The sequence below is a fragment of the Photobacterium arenosum genome (assembly GCF_014841115.1).
Lineage (GTDB): Bacteria > Pseudomonadota > Gammaproteobacteria > Enterobacterales > Vibrionaceae > Photobacterium > Photobacterium arenosum.
In genome coordinates this window covers 388,754-408,209 of sequence record NZ_JACYTP010000002.1, presented here as the reverse complement: position 1 = coordinate 408,209, position 19,456 = coordinate 388,754, and the positions used below count along the sequence as shown (strand labels likewise).

Annotated in this window: 21 protein-coding genes; 5 read left to right on the top strand and 16 right to left on the bottom strand. The window is 52.0% G+C overall.

Features of this window, described 5'->3' with window-relative positions:
* Positions 1 to 19: 19 nt before the first annotated feature.
* The 14 genes from IFO68_RS05120 to IFO68_RS05055 form a co-directional block, all read right to left on the bottom strand.
* Positions 20 to 1,096 carry a TIGR03032 family protein gene (locus tag IFO68_RS05120; protein ID WP_192014882.1) on the bottom strand — a complete coding sequence of 359 codons (1,077 nt, stop codon included), beginning with the start codon at positions 1,094 to 1,096 and terminating at the stop codon, positions 20 to 22.
* A gap of 27 nt (positions 1,097 to 1,123) precedes the next feature.
* A complete protein-coding gene (locus IFO68_RS05115) occupies positions 1,124 to 1,657 on the bottom strand; it encodes a GNAT family N-acetyltransferase (protein WP_192014881.1) in 534 nt (177 codons plus the stop codon).
* A 30-nt stretch (positions 1,658 to 1,687) separates the two neighbouring features.
* Entirely contained in the window at positions 1,688 to 2,950 is a 1,263-nt protein-coding gene (locus IFO68_RS05110) for a S8 family serine peptidase (protein WP_192014880.1), read from the bottom strand.
* Between the two features lie 61 nt (positions 2,951 to 3,011).
* Complete coding sequence (locus tag IFO68_RS05105) at positions 3,012 to 3,542, bottom strand: phage tail protein (protein ID WP_192014879.1); 531 nt, start codon at positions 3,540 to 3,542, stop codon at positions 3,012 to 3,014.
* A 10-nt stretch (positions 3,543 to 3,552) separates the two neighbouring features.
* On the bottom strand, positions 3,553 to 4,074 hold the full coding sequence (locus IFO68_RS05100) for a phage tail protein (protein ID WP_192014878.1): 522 nt from the start codon (positions 4,072 to 4,074) through the stop codon (positions 3,553 to 3,555).
* A 10-nt stretch (positions 4,075 to 4,084) separates the two neighbouring features.
* Positions 4,085 to 4,624, bottom strand: coding sequence for a phage tail protein (locus IFO68_RS05095; protein WP_192014877.1), 540 nt, complete (start codon positions 4,622 to 4,624; stop codon positions 4,085 to 4,087).
* 15 nt (positions 4,625 to 4,639) lie between these two features.
* On the bottom strand, positions 4,640 to 4,936 hold the full coding sequence (locus IFO68_RS05090) for a DUF6916 family protein (protein ID WP_192014876.1): 297 nt from the start codon (positions 4,934 to 4,936) through the stop codon (positions 4,640 to 4,642).
* Positions 4,937 to 5,247: 311 nt separating this feature from the next.
* Positions 5,248 to 5,868 carry a DUF2238 domain-containing protein gene (locus IFO68_RS05085; protein ID WP_192014875.1) on the bottom strand — a complete coding sequence of 207 codons (621 nt, stop codon included), beginning with the start codon at positions 5,866 to 5,868 and terminating at the stop codon, positions 5,248 to 5,250.
* Positions 5,869 to 5,923: 55 nt separating this feature from the next.
* Entirely contained in the window at positions 5,924 to 6,541 is a 618-nt protein-coding gene (locus tag IFO68_RS05080) for an NUDIX hydrolase (protein WP_192014874.1), read from the bottom strand.
* An 81-nt stretch (positions 6,542 to 6,622) separates the two neighbouring features.
* Positions 6,623 to 7,675: a DUF3541 domain-containing protein gene (locus IFO68_RS05075; RefSeq protein ID WP_225445082.1), complete on the bottom strand. Its 1,053-nt coding sequence runs from the start codon at positions 7,673 to 7,675 to the stop codon at positions 6,623 to 6,625.
* 183 nt (positions 7,676 to 7,858) lie between these two features.
* Positions 7,859 to 8,470 carry an alpha-ketoglutarate-dependent dioxygenase AlkB family protein gene (locus IFO68_RS05070; RefSeq protein ID WP_192014872.1) on the bottom strand — a complete coding sequence of 204 codons (612 nt, stop codon included), beginning with the start codon at positions 8,468 to 8,470 and terminating at the stop codon, positions 7,859 to 7,861.
* Positions 8,471 to 8,478: 8 nt separating this feature from the next.
* Positions 8,479 to 9,600 carry an endonuclease/exonuclease/phosphatase family protein gene (locus tag IFO68_RS05065; RefSeq protein WP_237794310.1) on the bottom strand — a complete coding sequence of 374 codons (1,122 nt, stop codon included), beginning with the start codon at positions 9,598 to 9,600 and terminating at the stop codon, positions 8,479 to 8,481.
* A gap of 79 nt (positions 9,601 to 9,679) precedes the next feature.
* Positions 9,680 to 10,174: a 3'-5' exonuclease family protein gene (locus IFO68_RS05060; protein WP_192014871.1), complete on the bottom strand. Its 495-nt coding sequence runs from the start codon at positions 10,172 to 10,174 to the stop codon at positions 9,680 to 9,682.
* A gap of 241 nt (positions 10,175 to 10,415) precedes the next feature.
* Positions 10,416 to 10,925, bottom strand: a complete 510-nt coding sequence (locus IFO68_RS05055) for an O-acetyl-ADP-ribose deacetylase (RefSeq protein WP_192014870.1) — start codon at positions 10,923 to 10,925, stop codon at positions 10,416 to 10,418.
* Positions 10,926 to 11,045: 120 nt separating this feature from the next.
* Between IFO68_RS05055 and mobB the strand changes: the two genes are divergently transcribed.
* Positions 11,046 to 11,573 carry a molybdopterin-guanine dinucleotide biosynthesis protein B gene (mobB, locus tag IFO68_RS05050; protein WP_192014869.1) on the top strand — a complete coding sequence of 176 codons (528 nt, stop codon included), beginning with the start codon at positions 11,046 to 11,048 and terminating at the stop codon, positions 11,571 to 11,573.
* 55 nt (positions 11,574 to 11,628) lie between these two features.
* On the opposite strand, the gene IFO68_RS05045 is transcribed toward mobB, so the two are convergent.
* Entirely contained in the window at positions 11,629 to 12,093 is a 465-nt protein-coding gene (locus IFO68_RS05045; RefSeq protein WP_192014868.1) for an RNA-binding S4 domain-containing protein, read from the bottom strand.
* Between the two features lie 213 nt (positions 12,094 to 12,306).
* On the opposite strand from IFO68_RS05045, the gene IFO68_RS05040 reads away from it, so the two are divergent.
* The 3 genes from IFO68_RS05040 (at position 12,307) to IFO68_RS05030 (ending at position 14,930) form a co-directional block, all read left to right on the top strand.
* The gene (locus IFO68_RS05040) at positions 12,307 to 13,167 is read left to right on the top strand and encodes a TPR end-of-group domain-containing protein (protein WP_192014867.1); all 861 of its coding nucleotides are present in this window, start codon (positions 12,307 to 12,309) and stop codon (positions 13,165 to 13,167) included.
* A 106-nt stretch (positions 13,168 to 13,273) separates the two neighbouring features.
* On the top strand, positions 13,274 to 13,732 hold the full coding sequence (locus IFO68_RS05035; RefSeq protein ID WP_192014866.1) for a methylglyoxal synthase: 459 nt from the start codon (positions 13,274 to 13,276) through the stop codon (positions 13,730 to 13,732).
* A gap of 217 nt (positions 13,733 to 13,949) precedes the next feature.
* Complete coding sequence (locus tag IFO68_RS05030) at positions 13,950 to 14,930, top strand: alcohol dehydrogenase catalytic domain-containing protein (RefSeq protein WP_192014865.1); 981 nt, start codon at positions 13,950 to 13,952, stop codon at positions 14,928 to 14,930.
* Positions 14,931 to 14,950: 20 nt separating this feature from the next.
* On the opposite strand, the gene helD is transcribed toward IFO68_RS05030, so the two are convergent.
* Complete coding sequence (gene helD, locus IFO68_RS05025; RefSeq protein WP_192014864.1) at positions 14,951 to 17,035, bottom strand: DNA helicase IV; 2,085 nt, start codon at positions 17,033 to 17,035, stop codon at positions 14,951 to 14,953.
* Positions 17,036 to 17,192: 157 nt separating this feature from the next.
* On the opposite strand from helD, the gene yccS reads away from it, so the two are divergent.
* Entirely contained in the window at positions 17,193 to 19,388 is a 2,196-nt protein-coding gene (gene yccS, locus IFO68_RS05020) for a YccS family putative transporter (protein ID WP_192014863.1), read from the top strand.
* Positions 19,389 to 19,456 lie beyond the last annotated feature (68 nt).

The following is a 19,456-nucleotide window of genomic DNA, read 5'->3' as shown; positions in this document are numbered from 1 at the left end:
AAACTGCTATTGCTTTCATTCAGAGTATAAATAGATCCGACAATTCCGCTGATTCAGCATCCACAATCCATGGCGTCGTGCTGCCTTTCAGCACTTCGACATCATAAATCTGATTTAAATCGCCGGAAAACGTGAGGTTTGCGATCACTTCACCACTTCGCAGATCCAGCACCACCACACCCGAAGACAAGGGTTCCCGCAACTGATGTAAGGGCATGTCTGCATGCCGCGCTGAGCCATCTTTCGGGCGACGCACCACAGACAAACCGACGAAGGCCACATCCCCCATCAGCGATAATCCCCGCGTGAACCCATTCAGTTCCGCCACCAGCTCCAGATCCGTCCGAGAGGCCGGAAGCCGATCTTCCAGGCAGCGCCACAACCGTCCGGTACCGGATTCACAAAAGTACAGATAACCGTCATGAATACGGGGAGAATGCGGCAGACACAAGCCGGTCACCACAGGCTGATGCGTCGTAACAGACATAATTTCTCCGCTAAAACTGCTCGCTTGGCGCCAGCTGTAAGGGCTGTTTACTTGCGAGAAATACGACACATATGCCGGACGTCCATCTTTCATTGCCAGTCCATTCAAATGGCACCGATCTTCAGGCACCAATTCAGAAATAAAAGGTGGCATCCAGACCACCTCAAAACTTTTTCCGTCGGTCGGTTTGGCAATGCAATTAAAACGGGTATTCACCATGTACAGACCATCCGTGCCCCAGGCCATATCATGCGTATTCAGATGCCCGGTAACGGTCGAGCCGCAAGGCGAATAGACAGCATCTTTCCCGGCAACAATGTGCGTTGACTCACCCACAAGAGCGGCGGGGTCAACCCGCCGGTAATCCCAGATTTGCTGATATGACGCCAGCGATAAGCATTGCTGATCGTCACTCAGTGCAATCCCCAGTAATCTGGGCTGGCGGACATGTTCAACGACAAGCGACTCTCCGCACCCTCGGATGACAAACAGGCAGTCAAGATTATGCGCACTCACCAGCAGGCTACAGCGCATTGCATTCAGCAGCAGTGGAAACCGCGCACAGCTGCTCATCACATAATTCAAGGTATTATCGTCACTCGCATTCATGGATTACTTCCGCAGAGAAACACAGGATCACGTCGGCATACCGGCATACAGCGGCTGGACACTGGGCGGATACCAGATCATCCGCTCATAAGGCGGTTCAATCCGGGTGACACTAAATCCCAGCCGGAGGTAAAGTTGCCGGGCATGCTGATTGATTTGCTGAACCGACAATGTCATCGGCGCTTTCAACTGGTTCGCGGAATACATAAAGGAACGGATCACCGCTTCTCCCAGCCCGTGCCCTCTGGCCTGTCGGGTAAACACGATATCGATCAGATGAACCTGATCCTGCGAGAAGTCCAGCACAGCGCGGCCAACCGGCGACTGATGATATTCAATGATAAAGTACAGCGCGTTGGGGAACTGTTCCCCGTAGCCCTGATTCATCGCCTGAAACTGCATGTCGATTAAGGATTCGATGAAATCTTGCTCGCCCTCGATCAGTCGCAAGTCATCCCGGCGCTCTCGATGGAGCTTTTCGAGAAAGATCCGATCCGTCGCCGACGAATTGGATGGGCGAACATGCAACCCGCCCGGTAATTTCAAATCCTGTTTGTCCATCTTGTTCACATCCTTGTTATCGAAACCGGATCAATGCTGTGCAGAACGCTGAAAGTGCTGCATCAGGCCTTGCGCATCAAACACAGGCTGGCTGTATTGACGCACAAGCCGGTGTAAGTCCGCGGCGGTCAGTGCAGGCTGCTCACTCAGTACCGCGGCCAGAACGCCGGCTACGGCAGTGGCCGCCGCCGATGTGTTCGAAAATGTCAGACTGTACCGGCCTGTCTCCTGTGAAAAAGTCAGATAAGGCACGGGAACCTGAGTCGCGATCGGTTCGCCGATCACAGGCCAGACGGTGCCCTGACTTTCGGCATTGACTGTCAGAACCTGTGGCTGAGCTGCCAGTGAGAAGCTCTGATTCAGGTTCTCTCTGAAATTTCCTGCCGCAGCAATCAGAAGCGTTCCTTTCCCTTGTCGGCCATTTTCAGCCACAAACGTCAGTGCATCAGACAAGGCCTGCTGGGTCAGAGGTAAAGTCCACGCGGCCAATATCAAGTCAGCCTGGCTGAGATAGGCCAATTGCAAAGCAACCAGAATATCTGACGTCCAGTTAGTATCCCGGCGCAGCAGCACTGCATCAGCCGCAAAGGCCAGTCCTTGAGTGTCCGGGTGCCTTGACCAAAGGGTCGCCAGTGTTGCATCACCATGGAACGAATCATAGCCATTCACTGCAATTTCACTGGGTTCCAGCGGCAAAGGGCGACGTTGATCAATATCGTAATGCAGTTTTGGTAAAAAAGGCTGCAAAGCCGGATCAGCCAGGCCGAATGCACTGTCGATCACAGCGAGAGTCACCTCTGCACCCGGTGTTGCGGGCCATTGTTCAATGCTCAGCTGCTGACGGACAGGTTTCGGAGGGGGCATGGGTAACCGCCCTGTTTCACCGCCCTGCGTCCCCAGACGAATTTGCAGCAGATCCGGTTCAGCCATCACAATCCCTGGTAAGCTTTGTAATTGCTGCACCAGCGCAAGCGATGCCAGTGGACTTTGTGTCTCCATCACAGACCAATAATACGCCTCCAACTCGAACACAACCGCCGAACTGACAATCAGATGGTGACGTAAGTTGGCCAACTTCAGCGCTTTTTCATGCTTTACTAACACCCGCGTCCCGACTTGCAGGGCTTTGGTTCCCAACCATGGATGAATGTATACCGGAGCACCGGTCGCTTGTGGAAGGAAGCGGAATTGGACGTTTTCCTCCTGCACCCGAAGGGTTAAAGATTCCGGCCAAACCTGGGCCTGCGCCAACGCAGTAAAGGTCAGCGCAATGACATAGAACATCAGCTTCATGAACAACCTGAATCACTGAAATTGCTGTTCAGGCACCGACAACCCAACAGTGCCTGATACATTACGACCTTGACGGAAAAATACCGTCCATACAAATACAAAAGTTCACGCCCAGATAAGGCTGCATATTCTCATGGGATTGCGATCCGCCAGAAACTGCCATTGCCTGAGCACTTAACAGATTATCCGGGTCGCCTGTGTAATACCGAGCCTCGGCAACACCGCTTGCATTCAGAATCCCCACCCCTGCGTTCTGACCACTTTCAGCATCCGCACTGTTATTCACCGCTTGCATCGCATGGTTGTGTAACGGAATTTCCGTGACGTCCAGTGTAATCATATCTTCGCCAGACCTTTCTGCCAGGACTCTGGGCGTCAGTCCTGGCCCATTGCCCGTCCCCATAGGTGCGCGGGCACGCAGGTCAGGTAATTGAAATGTACTCGGGCTGGAGCGACCAAAGCTATATTCAATCACAGCAAACAGCACTTGGTTTTGCTGAATGTTGAGTGTTTGTCCGTTACAAAATGCCCAAAATCGTGGTGCAAACGTATAAGGCATCATCATAATTTCGCCGTAAAAAGCTTCACTCATCTGATTTTCCTCAGCTTCTTTGCGGGTAAATACCTGCGGTGCAAATAATAAAGTTCAATGCCAGCGAGGGCGCGACATTCAAATGACGCTCTCCACCTCCGGTGGTATTCACTGCATCTTGCTGTAACGCAACCCAATCAGTTGCAACAGGGGAAGCAACGAACTGACTGGCCTTACCCACCACCAGATTTGATGCAGGCTCAGAAGACGTCGCCGGGGTATCGGCAGCCATCAGTGAATGCCGGTGTTCAGGCAATTGATTCAGCGTCAGGGTAACGTATTCCTGCCCCATTCTTTGACCGAGATTGCGGGGTGTCAGTCCATTACCGCCCCCTCGCCCCACCGGTACACGGCCTCTCAGATCCGGTAAACTAAATGTTGTTCTGCCGTCACCGCCATACAGGGTCCCAAGCAGTGAATACAAAGCTTCATTGGATGAAACCGGTAATAAAGAGCCCGCACAGTAAGCCCAACGTTGCGGTGCATAACTCCCTGCGAAAAGGGTAATTTCAGATAAATAACGTTCAGACATTCCTGATCTCCTAATCTCTTTCCGGGAAGATACCGGTCAGGGCTATACAAAAATTGATAACAGCTGAAGGCTGCATATTTTCATGCCCGGCCCCATGACCTGCTGCGCCCACCGCTTCAGGATTCATCGCTTCAAGATTCTGCGGCACAGCGTAAACCGGTGTATCTCCGGCGGCGGCAGCAAGGACTGTCGCTTTTTGCTGCCTGAGCAAATAAGGACGGAATGAGTCGCCAGATTGGGATGAAACTGCGATGCCATGGGTGTGTGCTGGCATTTCGGCTTCCGTCAACGCGACTTGCTCCAAGCCACCCGTTTTCGCCTGCGTGATGGGCCGTTGAGAAGGGAAAGCAACACCTGGCTGAACCGGCATTCTGCCGCGAAAATCTGGCAACTTGAAATCCGTCTGACCATTACCGCCAAACTGATTTCCAACTAATGCAAACAAAGCCCCGTTCTGGCTGACCGGCAGCACCTGCCCGTCACAAAAGGCATAACCTCTCGGTGCAAAGTTTGCACCGAACATTTGAATATTACCGATATAAGGTTCCATGCTGACCTCTGATGGTTATGAGTGAGTAACCTTGCGGGAAAAAATCACTTCCAGCTCTTTGGCAGAATTAGGTGAAACAAACAAAGGAGCTTCACCTAAGCTTTCGTGACCGATAAGATAAGTGCCTTGTTCAACTGCGCCATTCAGACCACTGCAATCGAGGTACAATGCAAAAGACTCCCATGTGTTACTGTGAGTGCCAGTTCGTTTTACCCCGGTAATTTCCACTTCGCAGGATGCCCCTTTATCAAGAGTCATCGACATTTTATCGCCAACTAATTTTTCCAACTTTTCAAATGTAAACTGCTCCATACCTGCTTCCTTAAATAGGGGTAATTCCCTTTATCCATCTATTTCCCACTCGTAAGGTTTATAGCATTGGGCTGACACGAACAAATAACAGACTGAAAACTTGATGATTGATCATAAAAATAATTTAAATTTATTTTCACGACATTGCGAAGGCAAAACAAACACACAACAATAATGACATATTTGTTATTAGTGTATTTTTAGCTACGCCCGAGACAGCTAGATCACTTTACAGGGATAGCCGTTGTTACGGGCATATTCTTCAAATTCGCTGACTTTATAAGGGTCAATAATGTAGCGTAAAAAACAAGTCACCATGATTCATTCCTTTGTTGTGGTTCAATCGTTTGATGCAGAGAAACCAGCTGGCTGTTATGCCAGCGAGACAGCATGAGCGTCGCGCACAGCGCTCCGACTAATGCGAATGCCATATCAGACTGGGTATCCCAGACATAACCCTGTGTACCCAAAAAAGCCTCTGCGTTTTCACCTGTCGCCAGTGCTACCCACCATTCAATCAGTTCATAAAAAGCGCTGAAGGCTAAACACATAGACACAGCAACAGCACTTACCCAAAACTGGCCATTGACTATTTGCTTTCTGATGAGTATTTCCCGAGCCAGAATAGCCGGAACAAATCCCTGAAAAAAATGGCCGACTTTATCGTAGTTATTTCTTTGCGCCCCGAACAGATTGTCGAATAAAGGGACTTCTGCATAGGTGTAATGGCCCCCCACCATTAACACAATACAATGCAGTAAAATCAGTCCATACAGTAGCGGGGTGAGCCTGAAAGTATTGTAAGTAAGCGCAATCAGCACAAGGCCAATCAGCGCAGGCAACACTTCAAGAAACCAGGTAAAAGTATCTTTCGGCTCAATGCCAGACCAGAGAAGAACCGCCGTAAAAACAGATAGCCAGATATATTTCAAATGCTTGTCCTTTTATACATCTTATTCGTTACGTTGCCTTTCCCGCCCGAGCTCATTAATCAACTTGTACGGGCAAGTTCGGGTTTTCAAAATGCTCGAACATCATGACGATATCTTCGGTAAGTACCCGGCTTTGTGACAAAGGCGGAATAGTGTCTCGAGCAAAAAAATCAATCGCTGAAATTTCGATATTCTCTTTTGGCTCGCCGGACACAAAGTGGCAGAGAAAGAAAAGTTTATAAATGTGGTAAGGATAGTCGGGCTGGTAGGGGTGAACCGCTCGGTCTTTTATCGCAATCAGTTTGGGCTGACTGACGACCAAACCGGACTCTTCCAACACTTCGCGGACAATACCCTCAGAAGGGGTTTCACAGACATCGGCCCACCCTCCGGGCAATGTCCAGCCGCCATCCTCACGTTCTTTGACCAGCAGAATTTTATTATCGCGAATCACTCCGGCTCGCAGATCAACTTTCGGTGTGGGATAACCCTCTTCGGGTATAAACAGATGCTGCACTTTACTGAGTGGCTGACCACTGAGCTGCGCAAACATTTGATACGAAATGTCGGTAATCTGATCAAAACGTTCAAGATCGTATGGATCGTGACTATAAGCTTTACCGGCTTGTGCAATAGCCTGAAGTTGCCTGGCCCATGTTAATCCGTCTTTCATCGTAGTGCAGTTCTCATTCAGGGAATCATATTCACTCACCCTATATAAACCAATACACATAATCAATCAGGTTTCATTGGCCTAATGCCGTGGCACCAAACCATAAGGCAAGCTCTCAAACATGGCCGGTTGGTTGATGACTGTCGGGGCGGCATGTACGCCACGCCAGTCCAGTAACATGATAGCCAGCGTGTTGCGATGCTCACCGTCATACAGCTCGCTTTCACCTTTTACCGACGGCACCATACCCGCTTGCCGGTCGATCGATGTCTGGATGAACTGGCGCGTTTTTTCTACCACAGGGTCATCCGATAAGCCGGCCAGCAGGAAGCTGATACCGACTTCGGCCACCACATCTTCCTTGGTATGCAGCAGAATGTCGTCGATATGGCGGCGAAAGTGATCATAAATCCACTGAAAATCGCTTTCCTTGAGCTGATACTGATAATACGAGGATGCCGCAAAGATAATATGGGTCATGCCGTATATCTTATTCATGTACTGCTGCTCGCTGAGCTGCTTATCCTGGCTGTCAGGATAAGTTGCCCGGAAAGCGGCAATAAAAGGCTCAACCACATCCTGCTCGCCGAGCTGACGCAGCCAGTAAACCTGATTGGCAAGCTGTGCTGCCCAGGCGCGAATCATTTCAGGGTCAGTGGCATAACGGGCAAAGTCATAGCGGCGGATGATGTCGCGCAATTTGTGATCTTCCCTGTGTTTAAGTCCGTACTCATTGGCGCGCGCCATAGAGCCAAGCAAATCGACGCCCAAAAAGTAATACTCAGGGTAATCACGGGTGGCCAGATAACGTAAATCGCTGCGGGCATCATCTTTGCGCTGATATCTGGCTTCACGGGCAGCCGAATAGGCTTTTATCTGTGCCGGTGTGTAAATCTCTGTCGTCACGGCATTGAGCCGGCTGGCCACACGTGCCAAATCTGACCACACGGCCGCCCGGTATTTGGGATCCATCGTCTGGCGATACATCCTCAGGCCATAATGGCCCATTTTAAATGCCGGTAATGTAAACAGCTGGGTTTCAAAGGTTTGCCGAATCAACGCGGCATCATCCGCATAGGATGGCAATACCTGTTGCTGTACAGTCGGTTCCGCAGGTCTGGGCGAAATTTGCATCGCCGCCCAGCCAGGCAGTGAAAGAAGAGTAATCAGAAGATAAACAACAAAACGACGAATGTTCATAGCAACCCCGCAACCATTTAACAACACAATCATAGCAAAGGCGTCGCTGTACACGTCAGCCTGTTGTCATTTAAGCCAGTGGAATATCAGCATTTTTAATTCTGCGGTGCTAAGCAGTTACGTATTAATCCACCGATAAGTCAGATTAATACGTTCATTAAGAGGCTGAGATGTCTTTGGCACGCTGTGCACCCAGTGCGACTGGGTCTGCCCTGCCATGATGAGCAGAGAGCCGTGGCTGAGCTGAAAATCAATTTTCTGCCCCGTGCGGCGATGTTTCAGCAAAAAACGCCGGGTATCGCCCAATGTCACCGATGCAATCACCGGCTCCGGGCCGAGTTCGGGCTCGTTATCCTGATGCCAGCCCATACTGTCCTGCCCGTTACGGTACAGGTTGGCCAGCACCGAATTAAAACGCGTATTAGCCACTTGCTCGCAGGCGGCCTTGATCTGCTGTAAGGCTGACGTCCACGGGTCCGGCTGCATGGTCAGCCCTGAGTAGGTATAGGATGCCTCACCGCACCATGCCTGCAAACGCGGTTGCATAACCCGACGGCCATACAGTGTGATGGCTTCCTGCTGCCAGTCGAGCGTCTGACGCAGCTCACTGAAATAACGGTCTGAGTCGGAAACGGTAAAGAAAGCCGGCGCCCAGAACAGCAAACCGTCATCAATAGCGAGCCACTCGCCCGGCCCGCTCGCTTCACCGAATAAGTCGAAATTGTGCATAACTTTGACTAGTCCTTCACCGCTGGCAAACGTATATCGACCCATACTAGCCGGTGATCAGAGCTGATATCGGCCCGCTCTTTGCCGTCTTCGCCAGTAACCAGTCTGCGCAGTGGATCTTTTTTATCCGGCCAGAACACGCCGCTGTTGAGGACATCAAAATCAGCAGAGGGCAGCACGTAATCCAGTCGCAGTCCGCTCAGGTGTGTCCATTCCGAACTTCTGCCCCGGCGCAATTTCCAGGGCCGGAAAAAACGCCCGCCAAGGCTTTTCGGGGTCAGTTTGCCTTCACTGACAGCCCGGTGAACACGAGGGTGATACAGCAGGTGCCGCAGTGCCAGTACCATGCCTTCGCCGTCATGCAAATCGGCATTGAGATCCCCCAGCAACACAAAAGGCGCGTTTTTAGCCAGACCGCCCGAATTGCCCTGATCATCCATCAGATACGCTTCGTCATTGATGATATCCGTCAAAAGGCGCAGCTCATCATGGTTACGGCGGGCATTACGCCGTTCAGGTCCGTCAAACACAGGCGGCGTCGGGTGGGCGCAAAGCAGCTGAAATCGCTGATGACCGACCTGTACCGGCAGTAAAAGATGATTTTTCGAAGAGACCCTGAGCTGTGCCATCGCTTCCGGGCTGTAATAGCCTTCAGGCATATGGTTATCCGGCATCTGCTGCCACAACAGGGTCTGCCAGCTGCGGATATCCTCTTCAATCAGCGGATAACGCGACAGCACCACGAAGCTGAAATGACCATGATGAAACCCATAGCCCTGGCCATCCTGCGGCAGGGTTCGTTCGCCGTCCCCGTCCAGATCTGCCTCGCACAGCAAGCCGGTATTCGTGGGGGGACAATAACGGTAAGGATAATCAATCGCGACCTGGCCATGTTGCGGCTCGGCCAGATAATAGCGGCAAAAGTCAGTCAGGCCGCCGTCATCGCCTCCCTCGCCGGGGTGATCAAATTCGCACAGTAGCAGGACATCAGGCTGCACATGCTGAATCATGGCTGCCAGCCGGGCAATTCTGGCGTGGCCCGGCTCCGACAGCTTCTGCCGTATCCGGCCGGGAACAGGATCGGACAAGGCGATATTAAATACCGCAACTCTTAAGGTAGGTGTTGGCACAACGCACTCCCAACAGACTGAAATTCAATAGCCTGTATTGATTGTACGCTGTGTTGTTCAGTTGCTCCAGCGCCTGTCGTCAGCCTGGAATATTCACCAGACTGCTGATGGCCTGATAAATCTGCCTGGCGTCATGCATGGCTCTGTGCCTTGCCGGGCCGAGCTCTTCCAGCGCACGCTGAAACCGGGCTCTTTCTATGCCGTTCTCCTGCTGCAGCCAATGGCCGATTTCTGTCAGTGTAAAGGATGGCCGCATATGGGCAGCATGATAAAGCCGCCCCAGCCAGAACAAGTCCCACTGGCTGTCACAAAACACATAATCCAGTTGCCCCAGCACGCTGTTCAAATGCTGGCAGACTTCCAGCACCTGCATACCATGCTGTTCCAGTTCAGAGCGGGGGATCCGGTGAATACGTTGCTCGGCGTAGCTGTCCCAAAACTGCCAGACATCGCCGGCGGTCAGCGGATTGATCAGGATACTTTGCCCACTGCCGTCAGGAAGTACATAACCCACTTCTATGGGGTAGGATTGATCCGATAAACCTGACGCTTCAAAATCTAATGTTGCCCACATTGCACTCTCCCTGATGCTTATGTCGTCCACGGCTCAGCCATTCTGGTTCCTTCCTTACCGGCAAATCCAGACTGCCGGTAAGCTGAGCCGGACATCTCTCAGTGCGCACAGCATAGCTGCAGACAACTCTCATACCCTGAGAACACATCTGCTCTGTGTCACTGGTTACCTTCTCATTAACTGTAGACCCGGGATAATACTTTACCCGCTATTTCATCTGCTTGACGCAGGATTGATACACTTAATCAGACCGCAGCAGACTGTGATAAATGTCGGCATCTTCCTGACTGAAGCAGACAAAGTACACTTTGTCCGGCGAGCTTTGTCCTTCCAGAGACTGGCGGACTGTCTGCACGGCAATACCGGCCGCCTGCTGTGCCGGGAAACCAAATACCCCGGTGCTGATGCAGGGAAAAGCAATCGTTCTGGCGCCTACTTCATCCGCCAGCGCCAGACAGTGCCGGTAACAACCCGCGAGCAATTCGGCCTCATTACGCGCACCGTCCTGCCACACCGGCCCCACAGTGTGAATCACCCAGCGGGCCGGCAGTCGGTATCCGGGAGTGATTTTTGCTTCCCCTGTCGGGCAGCCCTGCAAGCGCCGGCACTCTTCCAGCAACTGCGGGCCCGCCGCTTTGTGAATGGCACCATCCACTCCGCCGCCGCCCAATAAGCTGTTGTTCGCGGCGTTGACTATCGCATCCACATTCAAGGTTGTTATGTCACCCTGCCATACTAATAAATCTGCCATCTCGCTCTCCGGTTTGATCTGACACAGCAAAACGCCAGGGTCCCGGCCAAGGTACTGTGTCGGCACTGACTATCATGTTATTTTAGTGCCAATCTTCCATTAACAGACCAAAGACTGACTATGGCACCCGTTATCGGTTTCGCTGGTTTCAGCGGCTCAGGAAAAACCACATTAATTGAGCAGGTTATCCCGTATTTAAAGCAACACGGGTTACGTGTTGGCCTGCTGAAACACAGTCATCATGATGTTGAGCCGGATACACCGGGAAAAGACAGCTATCGTCTGCGCCATGCCGGCAGCGATCAGCTCTTGCTGGCAACGCCGCATCGGCACATTCTGTTTTTTGAATACCCGGACGATGAAGATCGTGAACCGGCGCTGGAAGATTGCCTGAAGCAGTTGGATCACAGCCGTCTGGACATAGTGCTGGTAGAAGGGTTTCGCGACCAGCCAATCACCAAAATTGAGATTCACAGGCCGGATTACGGCAAACCTTTGCTGTATCGCAAAGATACCAGCATAGTGGCGATAGCCACCAGCGAACCGGGCGACACTCACCCGATTCCTGTGCTGGATTTAAACCAGGCTGCCAGTGTGGCGGCGTTTATTTTGACGTGGCTTGAAAGCGCCGAACCGGCGCGGAACTGACAGCAACTATCGGTTTTGACCACAAAGAGATAACAGTCACTGCAGTCGGCATTATTCAGAACATCAGGCGTTTGCGGCCGGTCTGTTGATCGGCATCTTTGCCAATCGTTGCAGACTTACCTGTATTGGCCTTCTTCTTAGCAGCTTTGCTCGCCGACTGATTTTTAGCTGACGGCTTTTTACCCGACTTAGCCGGGCTATGGCTCGCCTGCTGTTCTTTTTTCGGTTTCGCGACTGTAGGTTTGGCAACAGGCTCACTGACCGCTTCTGTCACTGGCTGATCACAGAGCACAACATAAAACTCACTGTTAAACTCTATGACGTCGCCGTCATAAATCTTACAGCGTTTACGCAGTTCAATTTCACCATTCACGGCGACATAGCCTTCAGAGATCGCCATTTTGGCCTCGCCACCACCTCCGACGGCATTGGCAATTTTCAGCACTTTATATAACTCGATGGGTTGAACAGAAACTTCTATCCCAAGTGCTTCAACTTCTATTTCCTGATCCTGACTCACGGTGCTCGACCTGTTATTACTGAGAATGCTGTGAGTATACCACTTTGCCTTCCCTCTCTGCGCATCATTCCTGCTTTCAATTGAGCCAGCTCTCTGAAGACACCTGCAAGTGTACCGACCACAAGGTTTTGGCCCGTTACATAGAGATAGTGAACTCAATCGGTTATGCTTGTTACAACTTTCACGTACATTCCCATTAACAAGGAAAACATTATGCTGAAACTGCTGTATGCCGCTGTCTTCTGCCTGCTCTTCGCCATACCCGCCGTGGCGCAGGGCACAGAAGAAGCGCCCCCCTACTCGGAGCAGCCAGTGTTAGATAAGCCTCTAATGGAAAGGTATATTCTTGATGAAATGAAATCGCTTCGCCAGGATCAGCAAGATCTGGAACGTCGCTTAACCCTCTCTTTTACCGATCGCGAACTGGCCGTGGCCGACAAGTCGCTCAATTATGCCAATGTGACAGTCACCTATTTTTTCTATCTGATCGCCGGTGCTGCCTCGCTCATCGCGCTGGTGGGCTGGCAATCGCTGAAAGAAATCAAGGTCAATACCAAGAAAATGGCCGAACAGCAGTTAAAAGAAATCACGGATCAGTACGAGAAGAAATTCCAGATGCTGGAGCGGGATTTAAAACGTAAAACCCGGATCATCGCGCAGAACAACAAAGAGATTGAGATTATCAATGAAGTGCATAATCTCTGGCTCAGAGCACAAAGCTCGCAAACCGCCGAGCAGCAAATGGAAGTGTACGATGAGATCCTCAAACTGCGACCGGGCGATCTGGAAGCGCTGACTCACAAAGCGGATGCGGCGATGGAAATCCGTGAGTTCCACTGGGCACTGAGTATCTGTAACCGGGTGCTGGAAGTGGATAATACCAATGCCAATGCTCTATACCAGCGAGCCTGTGCGTACGCTTGCCTGGGGGCAGAAGATCAGGCCGTGTCTGATCTTGAACGGGCCATTCAGGGCAGTGCTTTCTTACGTGAACTGGCGAAAGAAGAGAATGATTTTGAAACACTGCACGGTCACGAGCGATTTGAACAACTGATCACTCACCATAACGAGTAACTTTCTCTGCGTATTATTCTTACATGGGATATTCACTGGACAAGCGAATAACAGCAAGCTTAGTATCTGGTTATACGGAGATTATGCCGACTTAACGGAGTAACACATGCACGCCACTACCCGACAGATGCAAGCCCAGAAACACATTGCCCTGGTGGCTCACGATAACTGTAAAAGCCACTTACAGCGCTGGGTCAATGAGCATAAAAGTAAACTGGAAAATCATACCCTGTATGCCACAGGTACTACCGGGCATCTGCTTTCCAAACAAACCGGCCTGCCGATCAATTGTTTACTGAGCGGCCCTATGGGGGGCGATCAGCAGTTGGGTGCGTTGATTTGCGAAGGCAAAATCGACATGATGATTTTCTTCTGGGATCCGCTGAATGCCGTGCCCCATGACCCGGACGTAAAAGCCCTGCTCCGGATAGCCGCGGTCTGGAATATCCCGGTTGCCACCAACCGTGCCAGTGCCAATTTCATGATAGCGTCCACTATGATGGAAGAAGCGGTGTCGATAGAAATTCCGGACTATGAAGCTTACCTGGCCGAGCGCCTGTCTTAAGAAGCCCGGTATCAGCTCTCGAACTGTCGTAAAAACAACACTCAGGCAACTGTCACACCCCGCTTCAACCTATCGTCCCCGCACAGACGGGGACCTCCTGCCGGACTGCGACTCAGATTTCCACATTCTTTCCCGCTTTTCCCACCAGCAAAGCCATGCGTTTAGGTATATGCTTTAAATCAATACCAAAAACAACCTGTTACCCTCATGGTGGCTTATGAAAGCATGGACTCTGACTGAACCCAATGGACTGGACAGCCTGCAGCTGACACGTACCACCCGCCCCAAACCCGGAGCGGAAGAAATCTGTATCAAAGTGGCTGCGATGGGCCTTAACCCGATTGATTACAAGCTGGCCGACTGGGGATACGCCACCTGGCATTACCCGCAAATTGTAGGTATGGACATAGCAGGTACCGTTGAATCTGTCGGGGGGAAAGTGCGGCAGTTTAAGCCGGGGGACAGAGTATTTACCTTTCTCGACCCGCGTCATTGCGGAGGCTTTGCTGAGTATGTCTGCTGCAAAACGGGCGCCGTCAGCCGGCTGCCTGAAAGAGTCAGTGTTGAACAGGCGGCGGCTTTACCTTCTGCCGGTTACAGTGCCTGGCTGGCTGTGTACGATAAACTCAGGCTGAAGCCGGGGCAGCGAGTTGCGATTACAGGCGCTGGCGGGGGTGTAGGCGGTTTTGCAGCCCAGTTAGCCAAACTGGCCGGGGCCACTGTGTATGCCATTGCCGCTGAAAGGCATCACGCCAGATTACTCAGCTATGGCGTCGATGCCGTCATTGATTCGGATAATGACAATGTCGCCATGAAAATCATTGAATTCACCGAAGATAAGCTGCTGCATGCTGTCATTGACTGCGTTTCTGCCCGTTCAGGCAGCATCATGAGTGCGCTGATCCGCTTCAACGGCCAGATAGTGATGGTGGCTGATCAATTCAATCAGGTCCCCTTACTGGCGACGACAAAAGCACTCAGCATGCATGAAGTGGCGCTGCATGGCACCTATGCTCACGGTGCACCCGAGGATATCCATCATCTGTCTGATATGGGGAACAGTATGAGCAACCTGATTGCCGAAGGAAAACTGGATCCCATGATAGATAAGCTGTTCTCTTTTGAGCAATTGAAGGAAGGGCTGGTGCTGCTGCACAGGCAGCAGCACAGCGGTAAACTGGTGGTGGTACTGGATTAAAATACGAGTGAAGAGCCGTATCAGCTTTTCATTTTTTTTATCTTATTGTTGACCTGATACCTGTCTTCAATCAGTTCATTCACAAATGGTGAGAGGGTTTCCGGGTTGGCGCAGATCCAGACATGCTCTTTCGCCCTTGTCATCGCGACATAAAACAAACGGCGTTCTTCTGCATCGGCAATGCCTTCATTACCGCCTGACTGCAGACAAGCCAGCAGCCCCCTGTCCCGATCCTGAGCCGGAAACACACCGCGGTTCACATTGAGCACAAACACGAAATCAGCTTCGCGTCCTTTACTGGCATGGCAGGTCATGAACTGCAGGTTAAGCTGAGGCCACCGGCTCTGCCAGTCGGCCAGCTTTTCAGGTCGCTGATCATGATTGCGTCCCAGCAGTAACACGCTGGCTTCTTTTTTCACTTTAGAAGCAAGCTGCACCAGCTCCTGTTCCAGCAGATCCTGCGCCAGTAATGTCACCGCTTTTCGCTTCTGCTTTTTCACACTGGTCAGCGACTTTTTCAGTTGCTGCGGATTTTGCTGAATAAACATATTAGCCACTTCACCAATCATGTTGTTGAAACGATAGGTGGTGTCGAGTTCCATGACATGACTGGCGCCAAAACGCTGCTCAAACCCAGTGGTCAGATTGACATCGGCACCGGCAAAGCGGTATATCGCCTGCCAGTCATCCCCAACGGCATACAAACTTGGCGCTAAGTTATCTGTCACCGGTGTCTGGCAGATGGCATCGATCAGTGCCAGCCGGTGAGGCGAAATATCCTGATACTCATCCACCATGACAAAACGCCACTGCGGAATGAATTTGCCTTGTCTGACATACTCAGTGGCCGTCTGAATCATGGTGTTAAAATCAATCTGGCGATTAGCTTTCAGGTACTGGCTGTACACTTTGTAACACGGCCACAGCAAGGCCAGCTCGCTTTTCATCTGAGCTTTATCACCCGTGCCCATGGCACTGTCGACCAAGGCTGACAATACGGCTTTGTTACCGCCCTGCTGGCCCATCAGTTCAATATGACGCCACACCCAGTTCAGCAAAGGTTCACTGCGTGCCTGCTCTTCAATGGAATTGTCGCCACGAAAACCCGGTATACGCCACTGTGTCAGGTGCTTCTGCCAGCGCTTTGCCGCTGTGTCGTTCTGCCACTGATCTTTGAGCAGGGCAGACAGCCACTCATTGCGGGCATGCTCATCCTGCACTAACGGCGACACACCCGGTAATTCACCTTCAACTGCCTGAATAATCTGGCAGCCCAGGCTGTGGAAAGTAGCAACCCGGATCTCCCTGCCGACTTTGTCTTTCAGGCGCTCGCTCATTTCATCCGCCGCTTTGCGGCCAAAGGCTAACATCAGAATATCGTCCGGCTGGGCTTGCTGGCTCGCCAGCAGATAACCGGCCCGGGCTACCAGCACACTGGTTTTGCCTGATCCGGCCCCGGCCAGTATCAGGTTGTGGTCCTGATTCAGCAGCACGGCCTGCCGCTGAGAGTCATTAAGCGGTGACGATTCAATCCGGTCGAACCAGGACGACCACTTCTCGGTTTCTTCCTGCATCCAGACGGCATTGGTGTCTGTCACCCATTGCGCATTATCGTCGAGCCAGGGGGATATCTGCTCAAAAGCCATGGGACGGAAAGAAGCGGCCAGCTCATCCGTCAAACCGGCCTCTGACAGCGCGTTATGCAGGGAAGATTGCAGATTCAGGTGAGCCGAGCGGCGTTTATAGCCAGGCTGGGTAATAAAGGCGTCGATGCGTGACAGCATCTGCGGCAGATGGGCATCGAGCTTTTCCACCCGCCCTTTCGCCCATTGGCGGTAAGTGTCCACCAGATGGCTGGCGAAAGCTTTACACTCCGCCCAGGGCAAGCCATGCACAGTCCAGCTGGCCGTCTGATCTGCCGAGGTCAGTTCCATCGCGCCCCACAACACCCCGCGGTGCAGCGTCACTGAACCGTCCCAGTCATCAAATGACAGGACTTCACTGTTTTGCAGGCTTTCCAGAACAACCTGTTCTTCATCCAGCTCAATACTGCAATAATCGCCCTGCACTAACCATTGTGCGAGCCAATTGGCCGTTAATCGCATTGTGTTACCTGACACCTTGATTCACTCAGCGAGAAGATTATCAAGAACTGCGCACAGACCATAGCGGTAAGCGCTTTATTTACGTAAAATTTGAGACAAAAATGCCCGCTGCTTCAATGAACAACCCTGTTTATGATCAGCTCCGACCGGATACCCGATGACAAAATTTTCTCTGCAGACCACTTTCCGACGTTACTGGGCAAAAGACCGCCTTCACCTCAGTGCCCGCGTCGCATTAGCTTTGATAGGCGCTGTCGTACCCTGCTGGTATCTGAATGCAACCACGGCTGTCACACCACTGGTGCTGGGGATCATCGCAGCCGCACTGGCGGAAACCGATGACAACCTGACCGGCAGGCTGAAAGCCCTGGCAATGACCTTGCTGTGTTTCCTGATAGCCTCGCTATCGGTTGAGCTACTGTTCGATTATCCGGCGCTTTTTGCCATCGGGCTGTTCTCATCCAGCTTTGGCTTCATAATGCTGGGCGCAATGGGCACCCGGTATGCCAGCATCGCCTTTGCTTCTCTGCTGCTGGCTATCTACACCATGCTGGGTGCCGAGAGCAGCCAGAATTTATGGTTTCAGCCCGCCTTGTTGCTGAGCGGTGCCATTGGCTATGGCTTGCTATCGCTATTGTGGCAGATGCTTTGGCCGAATCAGGCAGTACAACACAGCCTGGCCAGTGTCTTTACTGCCCTGGCCGATTATCTGGATGATAAAAGCCGCTGGTTCCGCCCGGTCGACAGCCTTGATCCGCAGCAACTGCGTATTCAGGCTGCAGCCAGCAATGCCAGAGTGGTGTCGGCACTCAATCAGGCCAAACAGACGCTGCTGAACCGGGTTAAACGGGTACAACACAACCAGCGAGGCCATCGCTTTCTCAGCCTGTATTTCCATGCGCAGGATATTCACGAACGTATCAGCTCCTCTCACCAGCGCTATCAGGATCTGGCAGCGACATTTCGCCGCAGTGACATATTGTTTCGTTTTCAGGATCTGATGCAGCAGCAGGCAACGGCATGCCGCAATATCAGCAGCAGCCTGGCAATGGGCAATTATTACCGGCACAGCCTGAATAACAGTCTGGCGCTGGACGAGCTGAAAGAATCCCTCAGCTTTCTTAAATCACAGAATAATCCCGAATGGCGCGCTTTCCTGACACAACTGGACTATCTGTTCAACAACCTTGCGACTATTGAACGTCAGCTCGCCAACCTGAATAATCCTGACGTGGCTGAAGCGCAGGAAGATACTGAACTGGCCGATTCAGAAGCCCATACTGTCTCCGGTTTATGGCAACGGGTGAAAAGCCAGCTGCATGCGGACAGCCAGCTGTTTCGCCATGCGGTACGTATCGCCACGGCTTTGACGATAGGCTACGGCGTGATTCATGTGCTGGACTTACAGCACGGATACTGGATTCTGCTCACCACACTGTTTGTCTGTCAGCCCAATTTCAGCGCGACACGTCAGAAACTGACGCAGAGGATCATCGGCACGCTTGGTGGCCTGCTCGTCGGTCTGCCGCTGCTGTACCTGTTTCCCGGTCAGGAAGGCCAGCTGGTCTTAATGGTACTGGCGGGGGTGGCCTTTTTCGTGCTCCGTAACCACAAATACACCCTGGCGACAGGGTTTATCACGCTGCTGGTGCTGTTTTGTTTTAATCAGCTAGGGGCCGGTTTTGCAGTGGTGCTGCCCCGTTTGGGTGATACCTTACTGGGCTGTCTGCTGGCCGTACTGGCTGTGGTCTTTATTCTGCCGGACTGGCAGTCGCGCCGTTTACATAAAATCATGGCGGCCGCGGTCACCACCAACCGCGATTATCTGGCACAGATCATCGGGCAATACAGGATCGGCAAAAAGGACAACCTGAGCTACCGTGTTGCCCGCCGCGAAGCCCACAATACCGACGCTCAGCTCAGTACCGCCATCAGCAATATGCTGGCGGAGCCGGGCCGTTACCGGCTGGCTATTGAAGAGTGCTTTCGTTTTCTTACCTTAAATCATGCGATGCTGAACTACATCTCGACCTTAGGTGCCCACCGCACGCAGATCGATGAGCACAAAACGCACAAGTTAATTGCGCAGGCTCACAGTCAGATCCATATTCAGCTCGATACGCTGGCCCAGCAACTGGCCGACAAACAATGTGCGCCGCCGCCGGAATCAGACAGCAGCCTAGAGCAAGCACTGACAACCTGGCGGGAAGGGGATGATCAGTCAGTGCGCCTGATCCTGCAGCAATTGTTTCTTATTCAGCGCATGATGCCGGAGCTGTATTCACTGGCCAATAAACTGGCCGCCAGAACGCAGCAGGCCAGCGACATTACGGTAGCACAGAAAACCAGATAATCAGCCCTTTTCACTGATAAAAAATCAGTCAATCACACCATCTCAGGCGTATATTTTCTTCATTTACG